This is a genomic window from Streptomyces clavuligerus (assembly GCF_005519465.1).
Lineage (GTDB): Bacteria > Actinomycetota > Actinomycetes > Streptomycetales > Streptomycetaceae > Streptomyces > Streptomyces clavuligerus.
Window position 1 is genome coordinate 1 of record NZ_CP027859.1, and the last position, 23,631, is coordinate 23,631.

Consider the following 23,631-nt stretch of genomic DNA (forward strand, 5'->3'; position numbering starts at 1 on the left):
CCTCGCACTCTGTACGGCGCCTAGGTATTCCCGCAAGCGGGAATACTGTGCGCTCCGCGCACGCAGTAACAAGTTTGACGTGGGTGGGGAAGCGAGGGTCATGGCTCGGTCAACCCAGGGTGATGCAGTGTGCAAGATCAGCCTCCGGCGGCCTTCTGTACATCGGATGTGTCACGAACCTCGGCCCCGGCCATCGGTGACAGGCACTCGGTGCGGCCCTACTGACAGGCTGTCATCCATTACGTACGGCCCTCTTCTGGCCTGCATCACCCGGGTGATGCAGGGTGTAAAGTCAGTATCCTGTCCCGCACCCCCAGTTTCCGGGTAAATCCTGTCGGAGCCTTTTTCTGAGTGCGCCTCATATTGCCGTCTCAAGGAGTACGGAAAGAATGGGTATTGATCTGCGTGACCATCAGGTTGAAGCCGTGGATGCGATTATCCGCGGTCTTGATATTCCGCCGGGGAAGAGGGTTCCCCGTACTGGCATTCGCGGTCAGGTGCGCTCGGCCTGTGGTACGGGTAAGACGGTGATGGCGGCGGCCGCTGCTCGGCGGATGCTGCCGCACGGGCGGGTGCTGGTGGTGGTGCCGACGCTGGAGTTGCTCACCCAGACGGTCCGGGAGTGGCGGAAGGTGGGCCATGAAGGGCCGGCGGTCGCGGTGTGCTCGCTCCAGGACGATGCGGAGCTGTGGTCGATGGAGGTGCGCTGTACCACCAGCCCGGTCCGTCTCGCGCTGTGGCACGGCACCGGGCCGGTGACCGTCTACGCCACCTACGCCAGCCTCGGAGTCCTCGTGGAAGCCTTCGAGGGGGTATACGGACAGCAGCTGGCCCCGATGGACCTGGTGGTGGTCGACGAGGCGCACCGCACAAGTGGTTCACTGGGGAAGGCGTGGGCGGACGTCCACGACCATACGGTCATCCCGTCGGCGCGGCGGCTCTACATGACCGCGACGCCGCGGATCTGGCAGGAACGCCCGCCGCACCAGGAGGTGCGGGAAGGCCGGCGGGACGCCCTGCCGGAGGAGATGGCCGCCTCCATGGACGACACCGGCATCTTCGGGCCGGTGCTGTACGAGCTCACGTTGGCTCAGGCGGTGACACGGGGTCTCTTGGCCCGGTATCAGATCATCGTCGTCGAACTCGCCGACCCCGTCGTCACCCCGGAACGGCTGGGGAGCGAGGAGCGGCACGAGGAGGAGATCCGCGGGGAACGGCTCGCAGCCCTCCAGGCCGCGATGCTCCGTACCGCCGTCGACCATGACCTGAAAACCATGATCACCTTCCACCACCGCACCATCGAGGCGGAGGCATACGCCACCGGGCTGCCCGCCGTGGCGAAGCGGCTGCATACTGCCGACCCCGGCCGGTACCCGAAGACCGTGTGGGCAGGCTGGCTCCAGGGCGAACACCCCGCCGAGCACCGCCGCCAGATCCTCGAAGAGTTCGCCGCCCGGACCGGACTCGCCATGCTGTCCAACTGCAAGGTGCTCGGGGAGGGTGTCGATATCAGGGCCGTGGACTCCGTGGCCCTCCTCGACCCGAAAGACGCCCCGCACGACATCGTCCAAGCCATCGGCCGCGCCCTGCGACAGAAACCCGACGAAGGGAAACTCGCATCGCTGGTCGTACCGGTCTTCCTCGGGCCGGAAGAACAGCCCGAGGACATGTTCACAAGCGGGTCGTACAAGCCTTTGGTGAATGTGTTGCAGGGTTTGCGGGCGCATGACGAGTCGGCGGTGGAGCTTTTGGCGATTCCGCAGGAACCGCAGAAGCAGTCGGTCGAACCCTCCCTGCATATCGGCCCCGCACCCGGCGAGGGCGAGGCCGAGTCGCGGCTCCTGCTCCGGTTCTCGGTGCCCCGCGACCCCGTCATGATCGCGGAGTGGGTGTCGTTCAACGTGATCGACACCGAACGCCAGGACTGGGCCCGCGGCTACGCCGCCCTCAAGCGCTACGTGCTGCGCGAGGGGCATGCCCTGGTCCCGTACGGGCACCGCGAGCAGCCCGGCCCGTACCCGCTCGGGTACTGGGTCAGCCAGCAGCGCAAGACATACCGGGCCGGAACCCTGACCGGGAAGCGCGCGGAACGGCTGAAGCAGTTGGGGATGGTGTGGGAGGCCGAAGACGCCGCGTTCCAGGAGAACCTCGCCGCCGCACGCGCCTGGGCCGAACAGCACTGGGGCCTGTGCGCACCGCGGGCGGCCGTCGCGCTGGGGAAGCCAGTGGGCCAGTGGCTGTCGAATTTGCGTCGTCCTGGTGTTCTTGACGGGTATCCGGAACGGGCCGCCGCGCTCGCCGCCATCGACCCCGACTGGAACCCCGACTGGCCGGTGGAGTGGCAGCGGACCTACGCGTATGTCCGCGAGCTGCTCGCCGACGAGGGAACCAGCACCACGACCGGGAGCGGGACCGGAATCGCTGTCCTGCAACCCGGCGTCACCGTCCACGGCACCGACGTCGGACGCTGGCTCCACCGGCAACGCCAGCACACGGTATGGCGGGGGCTGATGGACGGGCAGCGCGAACGCCTGGCCCGCCTCGGCATCACACCCCTGCCCGCCCCTGCGAAGACGCGGGGGAAGGCCGGGAAGGGCGTGGGGGCCTTCGAGAGAGGCGTTGCGGCACTTGCCCAGTACAAGACCCGCACCGGGACGGTGGTGGTCCCCCGCGGGCACACAGAGGTACTGGAGGACGGCTGGGGCCCCGACGGAGACGGCGAGAAGACCGAAGTCCGCCTCGGCGTATGGATGTCCAACACCAAAACCCGCCGCACCGGACTCACCGACGACAAACTCGCGATCCTCGCCGCACTCGGACTCCACTGGACAGGGACGGAGGCGGGGGCGGGGGCGGCATGAAGGGACCGGTGGGAGGTCGAGAACGAGGCCGATGCCCAGGCACGGGCCGGGGTACGGCGCCGTGCGGCGGAGAAGAGTCTGACCGAGCGGAGGCGTAGCTCGCTGAGACGGTCCGAGGACAGCACAGTGACCGTGAAACCCTGCACACCCGCTCCGGGCTGACCGCCCCGCCGGATCCCCGGGCCGACGTGCCCGCCCGGTCCCGGGGCGGCTCACCCTTTGGGGTGCACTTCCCGGGTTCCGCCCCCGTACCGACCCGTACCCGTGTGAAGTGCCGTGGGACAGACCACCGCTCCGGTGGTCCCGTCGATCCATCCACTCACCCCCCACCGGGCCCTTCCCCCTGCCCAGGGACTCCTGGCGGCTCGGGCCCGGGAAACCCCAGGAACCCAGGAACGGAGTGACTCATGCGCATCCGCAGGACGTTACTGATTCCCGTCATCACGACCGCCACCGCCGGTCTCCTCGGCCTCGCCCCGGCGGGCACCGCCGTTCCTCCCCCGGCGGCGGAGGCCGCCGAGCCGCCCAGGGCCGTCGCCTCGGACTGGTCGGCCGGGGGCGAGGTGGCCACCGCGACCTGCCCGGCGGGCACCGGGCTGGTGGGCGGCGGCGCCGGGGCGCGCTACGCCCTGAACGGGGCGCACCAGGTGATCGACGACATCGAGGCGAACGCCCCCGATCCCGTCATGGCGAACAGCTGGAAGGTCCAGGTGAAGTTCGGCCAGGGGCGGGCCGTCGCCCTGTGCGACCCGGACGCGCCGACGCCGACGGTGGTCGCCTCGGAGTGGTCGGCGGACAAGGAGGTGGCCACCGCCACGTGTCCGGCGGGCACCAACCTCGTCGGCGGCGGACAGGACGCCCGGCTGCGGGTCAACGGCTACGACAACGTCATCGACGGCGTCGAGGCGAACGCGCCGTCTCCTGACACCCCGAACAGCTGGAAGGTACAGCTGCATCTGGGGCAGGCGCGGGCCTTCGCGATGTGCACGGCCGAAGCGCCCATGCCGACGGTGGTCGCCTCGGAGTGGTCGGCGGACAAGGAGGTGGCCACCGCGACCTGCCCGGCGGGCACCAACCTCGTCGGCGGCGGACAGGACGCCCGGCTGACCCAGAACCACTACGGCCAGGTCCTGGACGGCGTCGAGGCGAACGCGCCCTCCCCCGACCTGGCGAACAGCTGGAAGGTGCAGCTCAACGACGGCAAAGCGCGGGCCTTCGCGATGTGTACCGCCGAGGCGCCCCTCCCCGTGGTCGTCGCCTCTGAGTGGTCGGCCGACGGACAGCCCGCCGTCGCGACCTGCCCGGCGGGGACCCGGCTGACGGGCGGCGGGCAGGACGCCCGGCTGCGCCTCAACAACGCCGGGGATCCGATCGACGGTGTGACGGCCGATCTGCCCGACCCGGACCAGCCGAACAGCTGGAGGGTCCAGCTCCACTTCGGGCAGGCGCGGGCCTTCGCGATGTGCGCTCCCACTGCCTGACTCCGCCCCGGCGGGCCCGCGCCCGGACAGGGCCGGTGGACACGGCCCTTCAGACGCGGTCCCCCCTGGACGCGGTCTCCCCCGGTGGGAGGCCGCGTCCGACCTCGTACCCGCTTCCGTGCCTGTGCCTGTGCCGTTCGTGGCGAGACGGGTACGCGGCACGGCGGTGGGCGGACCGGGTCAGGTCCGGGGGCGGGCGCCGCTGCGCGCGTACTGCCCGGGGGCGACCCCCATCAGCCGCTTCAACGGGGCTCTGACGGACCACGGACAGGCGCTTCCCGCGCACACGGCCGTTTGCCAGGAACCTCACCTGATCGCTGAGACTGCGGGCAGCGGGCCAACTGCGGTCGCCTCGGAGAGAATGACGCCTCTGACCGGCCCTTGTCTCACACGGGTGAGAGCGTTTCCAGGCATTTTGTCCACAGCACCGGGCAGCAGGACGGGAAGACAGGTGTTCAGCGCCCGGCTGCACGTGAAGCCAGGCGGGCACACCAAGGGCCTGCAACCGAGCTTGCTGTCGCAGCGCTGGCAGGTGGGGCAACTGTCTCTTGTACACCGCGGGCGGTCTGCGGCGCGGCCGACGGGGGTGGTGCAGTCGGCAGGTACCACCGCCCGGGTTCTGTCCGGGCTGCCGGGCTGCGGCGGTGTGCCGGCCTGGACCGGGTGCGCACCGCTCAGCAGTGCGGCGAGCATGAGCATCACGGCACCGGCCACCAGGCGGCTCCGCGGTGTTCCGCAGGTCATCCTCATGAGCCTTTCATCCCTTCGCCCGGAGGCCGCGGACCGGGTGCCCGCACCCACCCAGGCTCAGTGCAGCACGCACCATCTCCGACAGCAACACACAAAGCAATAGTGCGACTACCTTCCGTAAGGATAGGCTGTTTGGGGGACTGCCCGGACATGAACAGGCACGCTCATAACAGCCACCCATCCTGGGTGGTTGGCCCCGGACAGCACAGCTTGGTCATTCCATGACAGCCGTGATCAACGCCGCCCTGCACGCAAGCAGGCGGAACCTCCATCCTGGCCTGGCTGACGCCCACCCGGTGCTACCGCCGCACACATTCACAGCTGGGGCTCGACTGGGCAGGGGTGGGGCAGCGTGAGGAGCTGGTGGGAGGTCGAGGACGAGGCCGCCGAGGAGGTCCGTACTCCCCCGGTCGCCCCGAGGTCGCCGTATCTCCGTGCCCGATCCTGAGACCGAGCTGGACCGCTGTGAAGTCTGGGTCTTCGAATGGCGCCGTGTACGGGCGATCCGCGCCCGTTACGGACCACCCCCGAACAGCTCCTCGTCCAGCTCGCCCGGCACGTGCAGGCCGGGGAGAACCGTACAGTGACAGCAAAACCCTTCACACCGGGCTGACCGTCCCCCAGGCCGGCCATGTCCCCAGCACGGGGATGCCCTGGGCGGGCTGTGCCGAGCCACGGTAATGGGCAGCGTCCTCACTCGTCAGTGCCAGGATTCGGGGATGTAGATGACCGATATCACGCGTGCGATCGCGGCTGCGACGTCGGTCGCCGTGTCGCTCGGTCTGTCGGCCGACGACGCCATCGTTCTCCACACCTCGAACAGGCTGGCACTGCGGCTGACGCCGTGTAACGTCCTTGCCCGGGTCGGCCCTGCGGGGCATGAGGCAGCACCGTTCGAAGTCGAGCTCGCTCAGCGGCTCGCGCGGGCCGGATGCCCGACGGGCCTCCTGGAACCCCGGGTGGACCCACGTGTGTACACGCGCGACGGGTTCACCGTGACGCTGTGGACCTACTACGCACCCGTGACACCGCACGTCTCACCGGACGGCTACGCCAAGGCGCTGGAACGTCTGCATGCCGGCATGCGCAAGGTCGGCGGGCCGAGCCCGCGGTTCACGGATCGCATCGCGGAGGCGGAAGGCATCGTTGCCTGCCCGGATCTCTCACCCGCTCTCGCCGACGCGGACCGCGCGTTCCTCGGCGGCAGGCTGGGAAGCCTGCGACGGGCGGTCGAGAGCCGCGGTGCCGTGGAGCAGTTGCTCCACGGTGAGCCGCATCCGGGCAATGTGCTGAGCACGGAGGGTGGTTTGTTGTTCATCGATCTTGAGACGTGCTGCCGCGGACCCGTCGAGTTCGATCTTGCCCATGTTCCCGAGGCGGTCTGCGAGCACTATCCGAACGTCGACCAAGGGCTGCTGGACGAGTGCCGGCAGCTCGTTCTCGCGATGGTCGCGGCCTGGCGCTGGGAACGCGGCGACCAGCTCCCGAACGGGAGGCGCTTCGGAGAGGAATTCCTGCGCCTGCTGCGCGCTGGCCCTCCGTGGCCGACACTCGACACGGTCATCAGGCGACCGGACGGTCCGGAGAAAACGCCGAAGGTCACGCGGAGGCGGTAGGAAGCGACGCGAGGGGGGCTGCGGCCGTATCGGCCCGCCGCCCGCAGTCCACCGGACGACCTGTAACCGTCCGGCCGATCACACCCGTCCCGCCGAGGACCACCGCACGACGCGCCCTACCCGGCTCTCCCACCCCCACCGGCCCGCAGAGCCTCACCTCGATGAATCCCCTCCGCCGCCCTCAGCGCCGGTCCATGCGTAGCCTCCGCCCTCGCTCTCTCGCCGTCGTCCTGCGTGAGGCGTTCGGTAAGCCCTGGCCCCGGGGCGCGTTCCGCGGCCGTTCCTCGGGATGAGGAATGCGCCCGGGAAAACCGGATGACCATGTCCGGCGTCCGGACGTAGCCTCGGAGCGTGGACGAGATCGACAGACAGATCCAGGCCGAACTGGCCGAACTCGACGCGCTGGAAGCGGCGGAGGCGCGCGGTGAGTACCTGCCCCTTCCCGTGAGCACCGAACCGCCGCCGCCCGAGGGCTGGTTCCCCTGCCCCTGTTGTGGGCACCAGATGTTCAGCGGGGTCGGGGACTACGAGATCTGCGCGGTGTGCTCCTGGGAGGACGACCTCGTCCAGCTGCGGGTTCCGTGGTCCTTCGGCGCCAACGCGGTGTGCCTGATGGAGGCACAGGCCAACTACCGCCGGTACGGGGCCATGGAGGAGCGCTTCGTCACCAAGGTGCGCCCGGCCGCGCCCAATGAGCCGCTGGACCCGGGATTCCGGCCGGTCGACCTGGCGCGGGATTCCTTCGAGAGGCTGGGCGATACGGGGCCCCTGCCCTCGGATCTGTCCGTGCTCTACTGGTGGCGCCCGTCGTACTGGCGCCGGAGCGAGCCGCCCACCGGGCAGTTCTTCACCCCGGACCGGTGAGAACCAACCGCCCGGGCCTTGTCCGCAGGGCCAGCTGCACGCGGGCGTACCTGCGCCGGAGTGTCCGACCGCACCTTATTTCCGCGGCACACCGCCGGGTACCCGTCGCCGTCCCGGCCGTGCAGGGCAATCGTCACACCTTCCAGGAACGGTCTCGGTGAAGGTGCGGTCACGGGCTGGACCACCTGGACGACTGGTCGGCGGGGCTCCCGGCCGGGAGCGGCCGGGCTTCCCGGGCGAGCGCGGCAGACGAGCCGACAAGCGGACCGACAAGCGGGCGGGTGCGGCAGGCGTCCGCGTCGCCCCGCCGCGCAAGCACCCGGGTCAGCGCGTGGACCTCACACCCCGCCCTCGTTGAGCAGCGCGACCAGGGCATCGGCCGCGGGGGCCGAGGACGCCGGGTTCTGTCCGGTGATCAGCAAGCCGTCCCGCTGGACGTACGGCTCCCAGTCACCCGCCCTGGAGTACGCCCCGCCGAGCTTGACCAGTTCGTCCTCGACCAGGAACGGGACGACGTCGGTGAGTTGGACGGCCTCCTCCTCGGAGTTGGTGAACCCGGTGACCCGCTTGCCCGAGACCAGCGGGCTGCCGTCCTCGTTGACGACATGCCGCAGGACGCCCGGGGCGTGGCACACCAGAGCCACCGGCCTGCCCGAGCGCAGGGTGGTCTCGATCAGCCGCGCCGAGACCGGGTCCTCTGCCAGGTCCCAGAGCGGACCGTGGCCGCCGGAGTAGAAGACCGCGTCGAAGCCGTGGGCCGGGACCGCGTCGAGGCGCACGGTGTGCGCCAGCGCCCCGGTCGCCTCCGGGTCGGCCTCGAAGCGTCGGGTCAGGTCGGTCTGGAACTGGGGCTCGTTGCTCTTGGGGTCCAACGGCGGCTGCCCGCCTTGGGGAGAGGCGAGCACGATCTGCGCACCGGACTCCTTGAACCGGTAGTACGGCGCCGCCAGCTCCTCCAGCCAGAACCCGGTCCTGCGGCCGGTGTCCCCCAGCTCGTCGTGCGAGGTGAGGACGATCAGAATCTTCATGACGCGCTCCTGTTCGAGTGGACCGACGTGGCCCGACGCCACCCGTGCCGTCGGTTCGGCCGGGGTGCACGGGTACCAACCACTCATAGGTTCCTCTGCCGGGACCGTCCATGGGAGCAACCGGACCAGAGCAATCGCGTGACAGTCGATCGCTGCGTACCGCCCGCACAGTGACGGCCGCGTGCGCGTCACCATCCCTGACCGCTGCCGCGAACCCGGTGGCTGTGCCGCCCTGGCCACCCCTGTACCCGGGCAAGTACCCGGGCAGGTCCGCGACCCGGGCCGACCGGTGTGGGAGCGACACCTGGTGAACGACGGACAACCAGCCACCCGCCCTTTCCCCTGAACCGAGAGGGAGCCCAATGCCCCCACCCGCACACTGCTGCTGCCCATGACGGTGCTCCGGCCGAACATCCCGAGTCCACACCGTCACCGCGCCGCGCACCCAGCCAGCCTGCCCATGAGCCAGTCCGACGGGGTTCGTGCGGGTCGGGTCAGGCGGGCGGGGCTGTGGGGCGGTGGGCGGTCACCGTGATCGTGGCCATGCCCAGCTCTTGGAGGCCGGGCCGGGAGAGCGCTGCCAGGACGGTCGGCACGTCGTCGGGGAGAACATCCGGGAGCTCGGCGATCTCGGTGGCGAGCCGGTCGACGGTGAGCCGCCAGAACGTGCCCATCGGGGTGTCGTGCGCCACCGTGGGGACGTGCGTGCGCATGTCGACGTCGACGAGGCCGTGGGCAGTGGCGGTTCGGGCCAGGTCCCGGCCCCAGTCCGTGCAGTCTGTACCCAGGCGCTCGGCGAGCACCCGCAGGGCTCCGAGCGACACCCGGCGGTAGCGGGGGTCCCGGGATGCCTCAAGGGAGAAAAGCGCCGGTTCCTCGATGACCAGGCGTCCACCGGGCGCCAGCCATCGCAGGATCCGGGCGAACACGGCCTCCCGGTCGGGCAGGTGGTGAAGCAGGTAGCGGACGTGGATCAGGTCGAACCCCGCTTCGGGGAGTTCGTCGCGGGTCACGTCGTGGCGCAGCACGGTGAGCCGGTCGTGCCGGAGGTCGGCGAGGAACCGGGGGTCGAGGTCGGTGGTGGTGACGTGGGCACTGGGCAGGCGGTCGAGGACGAGCCGGGTGAGGGTGCCGGCGCCGGCCGCGAGTTCGAGGACCCGGCGGACCGGGCGGGCCGGTCCGGCTGCGGGGGTGAGCAGGGCCAGCGTCGACTCCTCGTCGAGGACGGCGGCCAGGGCGAGAAGGCGGGCGTGCTCTTGCGCGTCGGCGCCGCTGAAGATCCGCTCCCCGTACCGTTCGGCGGGATGTTCGGCAGGGGGCTCGGCCGGACGTTCGGCTCGGGTGGTGGTCATCGGGGTCTCCGGGAGGCCGGGATGGCGGGCAGGAGGGTGAGGTCCGCTGGCGAGAGGCTGTCGGGGCGTTGGTGTCCGGTGAGAGTGAGTGCCCCGGTGAACTCGGTCTCCAGGCAGCGCAGGACGTGCTCGACGCCGGCCCGCCCCCCGGTGGCCAGGCCGTAGAGCCACGGCCGGCCGATCATGACCGCGCTCGCCCCGAGGGCCAGCGCGATCAGCACGTCGGTGCCGGTGCGGACTCCGGAGTCGAAGAGGACGGGGATCTGATCGCCGACGGCTTCGGCCACGAGGGGCAGGCAGTCCAGGGCGGCTGGGCCGCTGTCGAGTTGGCGACCGCCGTGATTGGAGACGATCAGGGCGTCGGCGCCCGCGTCGCGGAGCCGGACCGCCTCGTCCGCCCGGCACACTCCCTTGACGGCGAGGGGAAGGTCTGTCCAGGAGCGGAGGAGTTCGAGGTCCCCGGGGGCCAGGGCGGGGCGGGTGTAGTAGCGGTTCCAGGCCACGGCGGCGGCTCGTACCTCGGCCGGGCCGAGGGCCCGGGCGGGTTCCGGGGACGGTTCCTGGGAGAGTCCGGCGAGTTCGCGGAAGCGCGGGTCGGAGAGGTAGTTGCCCAGCCCGTGACCCCGGCCGAACGGGAAGAAGCCGGTGTCCAGTTCGCGGGTCCGCCAGCCGGCCACGTGGCAGTCGCCCTGGAGCACGACGGCCGTGTAGCCGGCCTTCTCGGCGCGTTCGAGGAGCGAGCGGGCCAGTGATCCGTCGTCGGGCCAGGCGAACTGGAACCAGCGCCTGCCCTCGGGGGCGGCCCGCGCGACCTCTTCCAGCGGGGTGGAGGAGGCCGAGGACAGCACCTGCACGACGCCGACTGCGGCGGCGGCCTCGGCCGCCGCCTTCTCGGCCTCTGGGTGGGCAAGCTCGGCGACCCCGGCCGGGGCGAGCATCACCGGGAGGCTCATGGGCGTGTCCAGGATCGTGCACGAGGTATCGGCAGGGCGACCGTCCCGCAGGATGCGGTAGGTCAGGCCCCAGCGGGCGAACGCCTCCTCGTTCGCGGCCACCGTCCGCTCGCGGCCCGCCCCGCCCGCGATGTACGCGAAGGTCCGGCTCGGCAGCGCCTCCCGCGCGGCCTCGACGAGCCCCTCCACCGTGAACGGGAACGGGCTTCCGCCGGCGGCGAAGACCGCGCTCTGATAACCACCCGTGTATCCCATGGCGTACTCCTCCACATCGTCGGCATGAGGATGCCCGTGATGATCACGGGCCGATATGGGGGAAGGGGGGAACGGCCGGTTCCCCACGCATGGTCGTCCATTCTCGATCGGCTCCGACGAGCGGGGCCTCCTGGGGCGGACGGGCGCCCGAGGGCGGTCACGAGGGCATGGGACCACGGGGCGGCGGGGCGGATGCGGGCCTGTTCGCACAGGCTCCGATCCGGGTGGCGGGCTCAAGGATCACCAGTACCCGCAGAGCGGCCTTCGGGCTGCCGCGCGGTCACCACGTCCCCGGCCGCGAGACCGACCGCGGCCCGACCCCCGCCCCTTCCACGCCCCGGACGGCACCCCGGCCCCGTCCTGGGCAGCGCGCAGCGGCGTACCCGCCGTGCGGTGGCCGTCATCGTCGGCCGTCACCCCGCGGAAGGGGCAGCGCCACCCGGACCGCGGGCGAACAGGCGGCATGCCGATCACCGGCCCATGGGACCTCGGTGTTGACCTGTGTGAAAGCGCGATCCGGTGCCTTCCCGCCAGGCGGGAGGCCTTCATCGACTCTTCACCGCCCCGCCCGCCGCCGGGGAGCCCGTCGTATGGGGACCGGACACCTCCGTGTCGTCCTTCCATCCGGAAGAGGCCCGGCCCCCTGTGCCGAAACGAGCAAGGGGGGACTGCCTGCCCGTCCCGCTCAGAGCATCCGGGCCGCGCGCTGTGCGCGAGCGGGCCGGGTCCACTGTGCGAAGCCGCCCCTTGACCGCGGTCTGCTCGCCGCTCGCCACCGATGCCCGTTGCGCCCCTTGGCTGCCCCTCATCCTCCCGGTTTGTCCATGAGAGGCATCGAGGTCGGCCTGCGCCGCGAGCGGGCGGGCGGGTGCTGTGGGACTCGTTCGGGGGTGTCTCGGATGCGGGTCCGGTCGGGAGGGGGTGATCTGGGGGTGACCTTCCGGCCGCGGCGGTGGGCTGTGCGGCCCGGAGCGCGGCCGGTCCGCCCCGGCCGAGAAGGAATACCGCCCGTGAAGAACGTCGCGAGAGTCGGCGCCGCCGTCGTGGCCCTGGTCTGTAGCACCGCGCTCCAGGCAGGCACCACAGCCGGCGCGACGGACCTGGCGCCCCCGCCCATCACGACCACTGTCCCCGACGCCCTCGAAGCTCCCGACACCCCCGGCGCCGCCTGCTCCCAGGGACGCGCCCCGGCATCCGGGCGGCTTCCTCAGGTCGACTGCGCCCGCTGCCAGGCGTTTTGGGGCAAGATCGGCTGCTGCTATCTCATCAACAAGAGGTGCTGCAACTACACGCCGCCACCGCCCGCCGCGTCCCGAGTGACGGGGAAACCCGAGTCCGTGGCGGTACCGCTGTGGTCGGAGCCGCCTCGGCTCCCCCTCCGCTCCTGACGACGCCGGGTGGCGTTCCCGGCCCGGGCCGTGAGGGTGATGCGCCGGGCGGTCCGGCGGATGCGCGGGAAGGCTGCTTCCGGGCGGCCGGACGGGCCGCATGGTGAACGGTTTCGGGAGCGTGGGTGGGGTGCGCGTCAGGTACGCAGGCCGGGTGGCCTGCACGGGTGCGGCAGTCCTGGGGGCAGTGGCGGTGACGCTGCCCGCCGCGGCGGCGCAGCCACGTGCTGTGGAGCACGGGTACGTGGTGTTCACCCGGTCGCAGGCCGCGTGGACTTTGCCCGAGGGAGTGGACTCGGTCACGGTCTTCATGATCGGCGGGGGCGGTGGTGGTGCCGGTGGAGGTGGGGGCGGCGGAGGAGGGGGCGGTGAGGCGTGGAACGTCGTCGGCTCGACCCAGGGCCGGTCCGGAGGTTCCGGAGGAGGGGGCGGCGGGGGCCGGGCCCTGTGCTACACGGCCACGGTGACGCCGTATCCCTTTGGGCCGGATCCGCGGACCTAGCGAATCGTCGTGGGTACGGGCGGCTCGTACGGGAGCGGCGGCGCGGGTGCTGAGGGCGGTGCGGGCCAGGAAGGCTCCCGGCGTCAAGCCACCCACCGGCCGATGTCCGCGAACGGCCCGGCCCGGCCCGTTCCTTGAGTATCACGAGGACCTGGGTGTGGACCCGGTCCACCGCCTGGTGCTCGATGTCGGTCGCGATGCCGATGCCCAGGCGCCGGACGTAGGTGTACTCGTCTTCGTCCTTCCACTGCCAGGCAGTGAGGTCGGGGTCGATGACGAGGTCGACGGTCAGGTCGAGGGTGTGGGCTTGTCGGTGTGGCGGTAGCTCAGGTGCGGGGCCGTGGTCTGCTGGATCTGTTCGACCGTGCGACCTTCGGCACCCCCGAGGACACGCAGCACGCCACAGCCGCGAGGCTGGGTGCGTCCACGTCTTCACCCGAAGGGGTGAAACAGTGGCATCGGTCCGGGCTGGAACGCGCGGTCGCCGCCTGCCGTCGACGCCGTCCGGCAGGGCTGCCGTACAGGGACCGCGGGCGGGAAGGGACAGTCTGCGGGGGCGTGTTCCGGCGGCCGGTCCGGGGCCTACCGCGCCCGGAGCGTACGTCGGCACCGGTCTCCGTCCGGCGAGCCGCGGCGCCTCCGCCCCAGGTCACGCCGCCTCACCCGGCTGAGGAAGCGTGGCCGCCCCGGCGCCGCTGCGCCGGGCCCGGGCCTCGCCAGTGCGACGCGCACCCAACCGCCGCACCGGCCAGGGGCGGGGTCTCCCCTCCCTCCGCACCCGCCCTCCTCACCGCTTCCCCTCGCCCCGCAGTGGCTTGATCACAGCTCTTGCCGCGTGCGAGAACGCCCTCGCATCCTGTCCGGGCGTGCCAGGCGCCTGTTTGCGGGATGTCCTCGGGGGTGTCCCGGTTGTGTCCGGCGGTCGTCCCCTTGCCATTCCCGGCCTGGGACGACGACTCCCCGACCGCCCTCCGCCGGCTTTGGGGAGCCGACCGACCGTTCACCCCCGCGCCCCCGCGCCGGGCCCCAGGAAAAAGGAACTCCCCGTATGCGTCCGCCCACCACATCCGTCCGATCCCGGAAGCAGCCGGGGCGCATCCTGCTCGCGATGGCCGGTTCCTGCGGCCTGGCCGTGGCCTCGCTGACCGCCGTGACCCCGGCCGCTCACTCCGCCCCCGCCCCCGCGGCGTGGGCCGCGGCCGAGGCGCCGCTCGCCTATGTCGCGAACTACAGCGACGACACCGTCTCCGTGATCGATACCGCCACCGAGACCGTCACTTCCACCTTCCCGGTCGGCGACGGCCCCAAGGGCCTGGCCGCCTCCCCGGACGGCGGCCGTCTCTATGTGAGCAACGGGAACGCCGGAACCGTCTCCGTGGTCGACACCGCCACGGGCACGGTCATCGCGACCGTCCCCGTAACGGGCAGCCCCAACGGCATCGCTGTCACACCCGACGGGTCCCGTGCCTATGTCGTCACCAGCGGCAACAGCCGGCTGACGGTGATCGACACCGCGGCGAACACGGTGACCACCACCATCGCTGTCGGCAGCGCCCCCCAGCAGGTCGCCGTCTCCCCCGACGGCGCCCGCGCCTATGTCACCAACTACAACGACCGCTCGGTGTCGGTGGTCGACACCGCCACGAACACCGTCACCGGCACCATCGACGTCCGCGGATTCCCCCAGGGCGTCGCCTTCACCCCCGACAGCGGCCGGGCCTATGTCACCCGCCCCTACTCCAACTCCGTAGTGGCGATCAACACAGCCACCAACGCCGTGTCCGCCAACATCCCCCTCACCGACCGCCCGTACGGCGTCACCGCCTCCCCGGACGGCACGCGGGTCTACGTCTCCCGGCACTGGGGCGCCACCGTCGCCACCATCGCCACCGCGACCAACACCGTCAGCGCGACCGCCCTCGCCGGGAACACCCCCGGCGAGGTGGCCGTGACCCCGGACGGCGGCCATGTCTACGCCACCAACGGCAACTCGGCCACCGTCTCCGTGATCGACACCGCCACCGGCACCACCAACGCCATCCCCGTGGGAGTGACCCCCGCCGATGTCGTGATCGCCGAACGCCCCACCGCCGACCTCGGCGTGGCACTGACCGCCACCCCCCGCCCCGGCCTGCTCAACGGCCGTATCGACTACACCGTGACCCTCACCAACCACGGACCCCGCACCCTCGCCTCCGCCGCCGTCACCGTGGGTCTGCCCAGCCCCACCGGCTCGACCAGCCCCGACTGCGCCCTCACCACCGGCACCGCCACCTGCACCGCCACCGGCCTCGCGCCCGGCGCGAGCACCACCCGTCAGATCACCGTGCCCGTCGGCATCCTCAGCCTCGGCACCCCGTACACCGTCACCGCCACCCGCACCACCAGCGCGCCCACCGACCCCAACCCCGCCAACGACCGCGCGTCCCGCACCTGCACCGCCACCACCGGGCTGATCATCAGCTGCTCCTGATACTCCCGTAGCGGTGGAGGCCGGCCCGGCAGCCCGCCTCCACCGGCCCCTACCGGCCCCACCGCTCAGCGGCGCGAAGCCCGACCACGCCCCGGCCGGGAAGGCACGTGCTCCGCTGCGGCCAGCCTTGTCAGGCATGCGTGGTGGGCTGTCAGGTGCTGTGCGCAGGCGGATGGTGATCAGGCGATAGGGCCGGGTGCAGCCGGGGGCTGGAGCTCGCGGCTGGCCGGCCCCGGGACGGTGCCGTCCCGGGGCCGGCCGGGCTACAGGCGGCGTCCGAACAGGCCGCGGCCCTTCTTCGTCGTGGCGGCGGGCGCGGCGCGGGCGGAGACTTCCTCCGCCTGGCGGCGGGCGCGGCGTTCGGCTTCGGACCGGGCGAGGTGCTCCTGCTCGAACGGTCCGCACAGGTGGTCCCGCTGCCCGGGCCGCCCACGGGTCCGGACCTGCTGCCAGCGGTCGTCGCTGAACCGTCTCCCGCAGCCGACGCACACGGGCCGCCGCGCTTCCCGCTCGGCGGCCTCGCACTCTGTACGGCGCCTACGGACCGTTGAGCTTGATGGCGTAGAGCCGGTCGCCGTCGGGGTTGTCCAGGGTCTCGGGCAGCGTCCGCCAGCCGTCGCGGCCGAGCCTGCGCCACACCGCGCCCACGGCACCGGCCGGATCGGCGGTGATCCGCTCCCAGCTCGGTGACGACCACCGGCAGCGCCTGGTCGTTTAGTCGACCACCGCGACGCCCTCTCCCCACCCAGATACGGGACACCGGCGAACCAGGGGCGGGCGGCCTGCTCCAGGCTCCGCATCCGGCCCCTCCCGCTGCGCGACCATCCATCCGACTGCCCAGTGGACAACGAACACCACCGGCACATAGCCCTCACGACCTGTCGCCGGGTAGAGGCACCACCACAGCCGGAACCCGTGCACCTCCGCGCCCTCGCGGCGGGCCGCCCGCTCCCGGTGCGGACCGGCCTTCGGCGCCGGCAATTCGAACACTCGGCGTAGCGGCGCACCTTGGCGGCCAAGTCGTCGACGGGCTCGGTGACGCGGTCGACCTCCAGCAGTATCGCGGGCACTCCGGCGTCCGGCTCACCCCGGTCGTCGGGCTTCGGCTTCCGCAGCGCGGAGATCCTGATGTTCTTCGGCAGCAGCAGCCGGGCTTCCTTGTGCCCCTGCTCGGTGAGGACCCACAGCTGGTGTCCGGACTCCAGGCGGGTCTCCACCCGGACCCTCTCGACGCGCGAACGATCCCCGCGGGGCGGGGCAGACTGTGATGAGGAGTCGATGCATGAGTACATCGCCGGGCGACCCCCGCGCGGGCGGGGCAGACACTTCGTGACCTTGGACGTTGTCACGTGATCATGCTGTTTTCATTTACCTGCATTCGAGGCCGTTGCTCCGTTGTCCGCAGGTGAGCTGGGCTGGGTGTTCAACGGTATCGGGCGGTGCGGTCGTTGTGGGGGTGTCCGGTCGACTTCCGTATTACGGAGCGTGCCACATCCCCGGTGTGGGGTTCGGTGGAGTCGGTCGGGTCCGGTGCCGGTTCAGCGGAACTGTGCCTGGCCGGGGAGGCCCGCCCGGTGGTCTTCGAGGATGGCGTCGAGGACATTGATTGCGGTGGTTCCGTCAGGGCCGCAACCGTCATCGGTTCACCGAACGGCTCCACGACAACCTCCGGGTGGCCAGCACCCTGGACAACATCTCCGCCGCTGTCGAAGCGCTGCGCCCGCTGGCGACCAAGGGCGGGCAGCGCGGATTCGCGGTCCGGGTGCGGCGGCGCGACAAACGGTTCCCGCTGGCCTCGTCCCGGATGGAGGCGTACCTCGGCGGCCGGATTCTCGCGGAGCTGGACGGTCTCCGGGTCGACCTCGGCGCACCCGATGTCACCCTGACCGTGGGGATCGACCGCAAGGGGACCTATGTGTCCGAAGTCGGTACCCGGGGCTGAGCGGGCTGCCCGGCGGGGCCGGCGGCCGGGCCCCGCTGCTCCTGTCCGGCGGCCATGACTCGCCCGTCGCCGGGCACCGCGCCATGCGGCCTGGCCTGGCCTGCGACTTCGTCCACTTCAGCGGAGCCCCGTACACCAACGCGTCCTCGGTCTACAAGGCGTACGCCCTCGCCCGGGAGCTGAACCGCTACCAGCCGCCCGGGCGGCTCCATGTCATCGCCCTGGGCAAGGCACAGAAGCCGGGGCCGGACGGCTCCAGGCCGTCGCCCAGTGCCCGCTGGCGGCCCGCACCGCCTCGGCACTGGCCGCGCGGACCGGTGCCGAAGCCCTGGTGACAGGCGACAGCCGAAGATCATCGACGAGGCCCGCAGGGTCGGCACCGCCGACATCTCGACCCTGCCCGACGAGGACTGCTGCTCGCTGCTCGCACCGCCCCGGGCCGGCACCCGGGCCGAACTGCCGCGGTTGCGGTCCGTGGAGCGGCGGATCGATCTGGACGAGGTGGTCGAGGCGCTGCTCGACAGCCTCCAGACCATGGCGCCCGGCACCGGGGAAACAGCCCACCACCGTGCCAGCTCCGGCCCGCGCCACCCCGGCAGCCACCGCCGGTTGACCACCTGCCGTCGTCCGGGGGCCGTCTCCCGGGCTCGCCTCGTTGCCGGGCAGCGGGCCCGGCTCAGGCCGGCCGGAGGGCCGTCGGCACCGGCCGCTGGTGAGGTCCGTCGTAGGAGGCGAGGGGGCGGATCAGTGTGTTGTGGGCGAGCTGTTCGGTGATGTGGGCGGTCCAGCCGGTGATCCGGCTCATCACGAAGATCGGGGTGAAGGTCGAGGTGTCGAACCCCATCAGGTGGTAGGCGAGACCTGCCGGGTAGTCCAGGTTGGGGTGGATGCCCTTGCGCTGGAGCATGGCGTGCCGCAGAGCCGTGTGCAGGGTGGCCAGTCGGGTCGCCTCGGGGTCGGCGGCGCGGGCCACCAGACGGTCCAGGGCGGTCTGCATGATCGGGACGCGGGAGTCGCCGTGCTTGTAGACGCGGTGGCCGAAGCCCATGATCTTCCGCTTGGCGGCGAGGGCCCCGTCCAGCCACTCCTGGGCCCGGTCCGGGTCGCCGATCTCCTCCAGCATGTGCATCACGGCCTCGTTGGCGCCGCCGTGCAGCGGTCCCTTGAGGGCGCCGACGGCGGCGGTGACCGCGCTGTAGAGGTCGGAGAGGGTGGAGGTGACGACCCGGGCGGTGAAGGTGGAGGCGTTGAAGCTGTGCTCGGCGTAGAGGACGAGGGAGATCTCGAAGCAGCGGACCGTGTCCGGGTCGGGGACCTCGCCGAAGCACATGTGGAAGAAGTTCTCCGCGTACCCGAGATCCGGGTCGGGGGAGATCGGGTCGAGACCCCGGCGGCGGCGGTGGTCGGCCGCGACCACGGTGGGCAGCTTCGCCAGCAGGGTGAGGGACTTGGTCCGGTTGGCGGCCGGGCTGCCGTCGTCCTCCGTCGGGTCCTCGGCGCCCAGGAAGCTGACGGCGGTGCGCAGCACATCCATGGGGTGGCAGGTGCGCGGCAGACCGGTCAGGAGTTCGGCGGTGGTGCGGTCCAGGGGCCGCAGCGCCCGTTCGCGCGCCTGGAAGTCGCGGAGTTCGGCCTCGTCGGGGAGTTCGCCGTGCCAGAGCAGGTGGGCGACTTCCTCGAAGGAGCGGCGGGCGGCCAGTTCCTGGACGGGATAGCCGCGATAGGTGAGGGAGTTGGTCTCCTGGATGACGGTGGAGATCTCGGTGGTATCGACGACGACACCGGCGAGACCCCGGTGGATCTCGGGCGCGGTGGCGGACATGGCGGGCCTCCGGTGCGGGTCAGTTTCCGGGCGGAAGGGTGAAGTCGTACACGGCTCCGTCGAAGGCCGTGTACTCCTCGTAGCCGAGGAGTTCATAGAGGCGGGAGCGGGTCTGCATACGGGGCAGCAGGGACTCCTGGGTGCCCTCGGCGGCGAGGGTGCGCAGCCCGTCCTCGACCGCGCCCATCGCGAGGCGCAGCAGGGTGACGGGGTAGAGCGCGATGTCGTAGCCGAGGTCCTGGAGGGTACGGGCGTCGAGCGGCCGGGACTTGCCGAACTCGGTCATGTTGGCGAGCAGGGGGACGGGCACCGCCGTGCGGAACGCTTCGAACTCGCGCTCGTCGGCCAGGGCCTCGGGGAAGATGGCGTCGGCACCCGCGTCGATGTACGCCTTCGCCCGGTCGATCGCCGCGTCGAGTCCTTCGACTGCGCGGGCGTCGGTGCGGGCCATGAGGAGGAAGTCCGGGTCGCGGCGGGCGTCGACGGCGGCGCGGATGCGGTGGGTCATCTCCGCGCGGGGGACGACGGTCTTGCCGTCGAGGTGGCCGCAGCGCTTGGGGTTGACCTGGTCCTCCAGGTGGAGTCCGGCGAGTCCGGCGTCCTCCATGAGCTGGACGGTGCGGGCGGCGTTCAGGGGTTCGCCGAAGCCGGTGTCGGCGTCGATGAGGACGGGCAGGTCGGTGACGCGGGTGGTCTGCTGGGCGCGGGCGGCGGCCTCGGTGGCGGTGGTGAGGCCGATGTCGGGCAGGCCGAGATCGGCGGCGAGCACCGCCCCGGAGAGATAGGCGGCCTCGAAGCCGGTGTCCTGGGCGATCCGGGCGGAGAGCGGGTTGAGGACGCCGGGCATGAGCAGCAGCCGTCCGGTGGTGAGCCGTTCGCGCAGGGCGCGGCGGCGTTCGGCGGGGGTGGTGCGGGTGTGGAGCATCAGAAGAGGCCCTTCGGCAGGGTCGCGTCGAATGCGGCGACGGCCTCGGTGTCGACGGCCGGGAAGAGTCTGTCGAGGTCGGTGGCGGCCAGTTCCGGCAGGTGTGCGGCGGTGTCGAGGAAGCGGCCCTGGTCGGCGGGGGTGACGGCGGTCCCGGCGAGGGTGTGGAACTTGGCGGTGTAGGCGGGGCGGTCGAAGGGCCGGGCCCCGGCCGGGTGGGCGTCGGCCACCGCCCGTTCGTCCTCGATCACCGTGCCGTCGTCCAGGGTGATCACCGCGCGTCCGCCGAAGGCCCGGCGCTGCGGGTCGGGGTCGTGGTACCGGCTGGTCCAGGCCGGGTCCTCCACGGTGGTGATCTTCCGCCACAGGGCGACGGTGCCGGGCCGCTGGGCGCGTTCGGGGGCGTAGGAGCGTTCGTGGTGCCAGACGCCGTCCTCCAGGGCGACGGCGAAGATGTAGGGCAGCGAGTGGTCGAGGGTCTCGCGGCTGGCGGCGGGGTCGTACTTCTGCGGGTCGTTCGCGCCGGAGCCGATGACATGGTGGGTGTGGTGGCTGGTGTGCAGGACGATCGAGCGGATCCTCTCCACCGGGCCGGTCTTCTCGCGGAGCCGCCGGGCCAGGTCGATGATGGCCTGGGCCTGGTACTCGGCGGAGTGCTCCTTGGTGTACGTGTCGAGGATGGCGCGCCTCGGCTCGCCGAGGGCGGGCAGTGACACGGTGTAGTCGGCGGTGGGCCCGTCGAGCATCCAGGCGAGGAAGCCGTCCTCGCCCTCGTAGATCGGGGACGGGGAGGTCTCGCCGCGCATCGCCCGGTCGACGGCCTCGATGGCGGCCTTCCCGGCGAAGGCGGGGGCGTACGCCTTCCAACTGGAGATCTCGCCCTTGCGGGACTGGCGGGTCGCGGTCGTGGTGTGCACGGTCTGCTGGACCGCCTGGTACACGGCCGGTGTCGGCAGCCGCAGCAGCGCGCCGATGCCGCAGGCGGTGGCCGCGCCGAGGTGGGCGACGTGGTCGATGCGGTGCTCGTGCAGGCAGATTCCCTTGACCAGGGCGACATGGATCTCGTACGCGGCGACGATGCCGCGCAGCAGATCGGCCCCGGTCCGGCCGGTGTGCTGGGCGACGGCGAGCAGCGGGGGGATGTTGTCGCCGGGGTGGGAGTAGTCGGCGGCGAGATAGGTGTCGTGGAAGTCCAGTTCACGGACGGCGGTGCCGTTCGCCCAGGCGGCCCACTCCGGGGAGACCCGGGCGCGGCTGCCGAAGACGGAGGCTCCGGGCGCCGTGGCCCGGTGGGCGGTGGCCTGGGCGCGGGCGACGGCGACCGGGCGGCGGGACAGGGAGGCGACCGCGACGGCGGCGTTGTCGATCACCCGGTTGACGGCCATGGCGACGCTGTCGGTCTCCAGTTCCTCCGTCGCGGTGGCGACGGCCGCCAGTTTCCAGGCGAGCTGCTCCTCGCGCGGGAGCCGGTCGGCGCTGGGGTGGACACGGACGTGGTGCTCGATCACGGGACTCCTCCGGGGGTGCCGGTCGGGGCTGCTGTGATCGAGCGTGCCTCGCGGCGGGTGCCCGGTGCCACTGCTCCACGCTGTGGAATCCGTACAGCGGCCATCCGTGATTCTGCGGAACCTGCGAATTCTGCGGATGCTACCTTCGCAGCTGTGGCGCGGTCGCGGCCCCGGTGCGGCGGCGGCCGGAGAGGAGGCGGTCATGGGACGACGGCCGACCGGACGCAGGATCTACGCCCATGCGAAGCTGCGGCGGCTCCGGCGCGAGCACGGGATGAACCAGGTGGAGATGGCCCGTGCCCTGGCCATCTCCACCAGCTATGCCAACCAGCTCGAACAGAGCCAGCGCCCGCTGACCGCCCCGGTGCTGCTGCGGATCGCGGAGGTCTTCGGCGTCGACCCCGAGTACTTCTCCGAGGCGGACGAGGACCGGCTCGCCACCGATCTGCGGGCCGCGCTCGCGGACGAGGCGTGCGGGGCGGAGCTCCCGGGGGCGGAGGAGATCAATGAGGCGGCCCGGGACCACCCCGAGGTGGCGCGCGCCCTGGTGGCCCTGCACCGCCGCTACCGTGACACCGTGGAGCGGGCCACCGCGCTGGCGCCGGCCCGGTCCGGTGAGGCCGGGCTGGCTCCGGGTGAGCCGCACGACGAGGTACGGGACTTCTTCTACGCCCACCACAACCACTTCGGGCCGCTCGACACCGAGGCCGAGCGGACGGCGGAGGCGCTGGAGCTGCGGCCGGGCCGCACCGCCGATCCGATCGCCGAACGGCTCACCGGGCGGCACGGTGTCAGGATCGTCCGCACGGCTCCGGGGCGGTCGTCCGACACCCGGCGCTACGACCCGGGGTCCGGGGTCCTGTTCCTGTCGCCCTGGCTGAGCGACGGGCAGCGCGCCTTCCAGCTCGCGACCCAGCTCGCGCTGCTGGAGCACGGCCCGCTGCTCGGCCGGCTCGCCGGTGACGGGCCTGAGCTGACCTCCCCGGAGTCCACGGCGCTGGCCCGGATCGGTCTGGCGAACTACTTCGCGGGGGCGCTGCTGATGCCGTACACCGCGTTCCACGAGGCCGCCGAGGAGGCCGGATACGACATCGAGCTGCTCTCCGCCCGCTTCGGTGTCGGCTTCGAGGCGGTCTGCCACCGGCTGAGCACGCTCCAGCGCACCGGGTGCCGGGGAGTGCCCTTCTCCTTCCTGCGGGTGGACCGTGCCGGGAACATCTCCAAGCGCCAGTCCGCGACCGACTTCCACTTCTCCCGGCTCGGCGGGACCTGCCCGCTGTGGACGGTGTACGAGGCGTTCTCCGCGCCCGGCCGGATACTGACCCAGGTCGCGGAGATGCCTGACGGCAAGCGGTACTTCTGGATCGCCCGGACCGTCACCCGGGGCGGTTTCGGGCACCACGCGCCGCGCGCCGAGTTCGCCGTCGCGCTCGGCTGCGAGCTGCAGCACGCGCACCGGCTCGTCTACGCCGAGGGCGTCGCGCTGGACGCGCCCCGGGCCGCGACACCCATCGGTCTGGGCTGCCGGATCTGTGAGCGGCGGGACTGCGCGCAACGGGCCCGTCCGCCTGCCGGGGGACGGCTGGCCATCGACCCGGACCGGCGGACCTATGTGCCGTACCCGGTGGAGCGTGTCCGTCCATGACGGCGCGGACGCTCGGATCGTTCCCTCGCGGTGATGGCGTACCGGGGATGCCGGTGCCCCGCGCAGGCAGTCCACCACCGGGCGCTCGCCCTCGGGTAGCGCGTCGGTGTCGACGAGGTCGAGGCGGGGCGGGCCCATGGCCTGCGCGGCCGGTGAGTCCGAGTGGCTGAGCCGGTCGTGGACCGCCCGCACCGCCCCGAGCGGATGCAGGAAAACTACATCTACTGGCGTACTGAATCGGACGTAGATCGTCTGGTCCTATCACG

17 protein-coding genes are annotated in these 23,631 nt (G+C 71.8%); 10 read left to right on the forward strand and 7 right to left on the reverse strand.

The annotated features are described in order from the left end of the window. The first annotated feature begins 389 nt into the window (after positions 1–389). From CRV15_RS28140 to CRV15_RS28155, 4 genes are all read left to right on the forward strand, one after another. Positions 390–2,861 (forward strand): DEAD/DEAH box helicase, encoded by a 2,472-nt coding sequence (locus CRV15_RS28140; protein WP_029183214.1) that lies wholly within the window; start codon positions 390–392, stop codon positions 2,859–2,861. A 407-nt stretch (positions 2,862–3,268) separates the two neighbouring features. Next, on the forward strand, positions 3,269–4,342 hold the full coding sequence (locus tag CRV15_RS28145; RefSeq protein WP_003956002.1) for a hypothetical protein: 1,074 nt from the start codon (positions 3,269–3,271) through the stop codon (positions 4,340–4,342). Between the two features lie 1,475 nt (positions 4,343–5,817). Next, positions 5,818–6,708 (forward strand): phosphotransferase, encoded by an 891-nt coding sequence (locus CRV15_RS28150; RefSeq protein ID WP_003955998.1) that lies wholly within the window; start codon positions 5,818–5,820, stop codon positions 6,706–6,708. A 351-nt stretch (positions 6,709–7,059) separates the two neighbouring features. Beyond that, positions 7,060–7,572: a CPCC family cysteine-rich protein gene (locus tag CRV15_RS28155; protein ID WP_003955997.1), complete on the forward strand. Its 513-nt coding sequence runs from the start codon at positions 7,060–7,062 to the stop codon at positions 7,570–7,572. A gap of 338 nt (positions 7,573–7,910) precedes the next feature. Here CRV15_RS28155 and CRV15_RS28165 read toward each other — a convergent pair whose 3' ends face one another. From CRV15_RS28165 to CRV15_RS28175, 3 genes are all read right to left on the reverse strand, one after another. Further along, entirely contained in the window at positions 7,911–8,600 is a 690-nt protein-coding gene (locus tag CRV15_RS28165) for a type 1 glutamine amidotransferase domain-containing protein (protein ID WP_003955994.1), read from the reverse strand. Between the two features lie 494 nt (positions 8,601–9,094). Then, positions 9,095–9,952, reverse strand: coding sequence for a class I SAM-dependent methyltransferase (locus CRV15_RS28170; protein WP_003955993.1), 858 nt, complete (start codon positions 9,950–9,952; stop codon positions 9,095–9,097). Then, the gene (locus CRV15_RS28175) at positions 9,949–11,160 is read right to left on the reverse strand and encodes an alpha-hydroxy-acid oxidizing protein (RefSeq protein WP_003955992.1); all 1,212 of its coding nucleotides are present in this window, start codon (positions 11,158–11,160) and stop codon (positions 9,949–9,951) included. The genes CRV15_RS28170 and CRV15_RS28175 overlap by 4 nt, the downstream gene beginning before the upstream one ends. Before the next feature lie 1,010 nt (positions 11,161–12,170). On the opposite strand from CRV15_RS28175, the gene CRV15_RS28185 reads away from it, so the two are divergent. Continuing rightward, entirely contained in the window at positions 12,171–12,548 is a 378-nt protein-coding gene (locus tag CRV15_RS28185; RefSeq protein WP_003955990.1) for a hypothetical protein, read from the forward strand. Between the two features lie 1,550 nt (positions 12,549–14,098). Next, positions 14,099–15,523 carry a YVTN family beta-propeller repeat protein gene (locus CRV15_RS37495; protein ID WP_003962885.1) on the forward strand — a complete coding sequence of 475 codons (1,425 nt, stop codon included), beginning with the start codon at positions 14,099–14,101 and terminating at the stop codon, positions 15,521–15,523. Between the two features lie 263 nt (positions 15,524–15,786). Here CRV15_RS37495 and CRV15_RS36070 read toward each other — a convergent pair whose 3' ends face one another. Beyond that, positions 15,787–16,014: a hypothetical protein gene (locus tag CRV15_RS36070; protein WP_009998830.1), complete on the reverse strand. Its 228-nt coding sequence runs from the start codon at positions 16,012–16,014 to the stop codon at positions 15,787–15,789. Positions 16,015–17,129: 1,115 nt separating this feature from the next. Between CRV15_RS36070 and CRV15_RS37745 the strand changes: the two genes are divergently transcribed. Genes CRV15_RS37745 through CRV15_RS37755 form a run of 3 tightly spaced genes read left to right on the forward strand, consistent with a single transcriptional unit; the run spans position 17,130 to position 18,239 of the window. Beyond that, positions 17,130–17,465 carry a THUMP domain-containing protein gene (locus CRV15_RS37745; protein WP_029183215.1) on the forward strand — a complete coding sequence of 112 codons (336 nt, stop codon included), beginning with the start codon at positions 17,130–17,132 and terminating at the stop codon, positions 17,463–17,465. A gap of 41 nt (positions 17,466–17,506) precedes the next feature. Next, positions 17,507–17,800 (forward strand): hypothetical protein, encoded by a 294-nt coding sequence (locus CRV15_RS37750; protein ID WP_307827997.1) that lies wholly within the window; start codon positions 17,507–17,509, stop codon positions 17,798–17,800. Next, a complete protein-coding gene (locus CRV15_RS37755) occupies positions 17,736–18,239 on the forward strand; it encodes a hypothetical protein (RefSeq protein WP_003962888.1) in 504 nt (167 codons plus the stop codon). The genes CRV15_RS37750 and CRV15_RS37755 overlap by 65 nt, the downstream gene beginning before the upstream one ends. Here the strand turns inward: CRV15_RS37755 and CRV15_RS28210 are convergent. From CRV15_RS28210 to CRV15_RS28220, 3 genes are read right to left on the reverse strand one after another with little or no spacing between them, the layout of a single operon-like run. Next, positions 18,142–19,287, reverse strand: coding sequence for a bifunctional 2-methylcitrate synthase/citrate synthase (locus CRV15_RS28210; RefSeq protein WP_003955980.1), 1,146 nt, complete (start codon positions 19,285–19,287; stop codon positions 18,142–18,144). The genes CRV15_RS37755 and CRV15_RS28210 overlap by 98 nt on opposite strands. A gap of 19 nt (positions 19,288–19,306) precedes the next feature. Further along, positions 19,307–20,212 carry a methylisocitrate lyase gene (prpB, locus tag CRV15_RS28215; protein ID WP_003962889.1) on the reverse strand — a complete coding sequence of 302 codons (906 nt, stop codon included), beginning with the start codon at positions 20,210–20,212 and terminating at the stop codon, positions 19,307–19,309. After that, on the reverse strand, positions 20,212–21,720 hold the full coding sequence (locus CRV15_RS28220; RefSeq protein ID WP_003955978.1) for an MmgE/PrpD family protein: 1,509 nt from the start codon (positions 21,718–21,720) through the stop codon (positions 20,212–20,214). The genes prpB and CRV15_RS28220 overlap by 1 nt, the downstream gene beginning before the upstream one ends. A 202-nt stretch (positions 21,721–21,922) precedes the next feature. Here CRV15_RS28220 and CRV15_RS28225 point away from each other — a divergent pair, with 202 nt between their 5' ends. Further along, positions 21,923–23,365, forward strand: coding sequence for a short-chain fatty acyl-CoA regulator family protein (locus tag CRV15_RS28225; protein WP_003955976.1), 1,443 nt, complete (start codon positions 21,923–21,925; stop codon positions 23,363–23,365). Positions 23,366–23,631 lie beyond the last annotated feature (266 nt).

Excerpts from the sequence above, each read along its gene's own strand:
- CRV15_RS28140 (WP_029183214.1), top strand. The coding sequence starts at position 390 with ATGGGTATTGATCTGCGTGACCATCAGGTTGAAGCCGTGGATGCGATT.
- CRV15_RS28145 (WP_003956002.1), top strand. The coding sequence starts at position 3,269 with ATGCGCATCCGCAGGACGTTACTGATTCCCGTCATCACGACCGCCACC.
- CRV15_RS28225 (WP_003955976.1), top strand. The coding sequence starts at position 21,923 with ATGGGACGACGGCCGACCGGACGCAGGATCTACGCCCATGCGAAGCTG.
- CRV15_RS28175 (WP_003955992.1), bottom strand. The coding sequence starts at position 11,160 with ATGGGATACACGGGTGGTTATCAGAGCGCGGTCTTCGCCGCCGGCGGA.
- prpB (WP_003962889.1), bottom strand. The coding sequence starts at position 20,212 with ATGCTCCACACCCGCACCACCCCCGCCGAACGCCGCCGCGCCCTGCGC.
- CRV15_RS28210 (WP_003955980.1), bottom strand. The coding sequence starts at position 19,287 with ATGTCCGCCACCGCGCCCGAGATCCACCGGGGTCTCGCCGGTGTCGTC.
- CRV15_RS28150 (WP_003955998.1), top strand. The coding sequence starts at position 5,818 with ATGACCGATATCACGCGTGCGATCGCGGCTGCGACGTCGGTCGCCGTG.
- CRV15_RS37495 (WP_003962885.1), top strand. The coding sequence starts at position 14,099 with ATGCGTCCGCCCACCACATCCGTCCGATCCCGGAAGCAGCCGGGGCGC.
- CRV15_RS28165 (WP_003955994.1), bottom strand. The coding sequence starts at position 8,600 with ATGAAGATTCTGATCGTCCTCACCTCGCACGACGAGCTGGGGGACACC.
- CRV15_RS28170 (WP_003955993.1), bottom strand. The coding sequence starts at position 9,952 with ATGACCACCACCCGAGCCGAACGTCCGGCCGAGCCCCCTGCCGAACAT.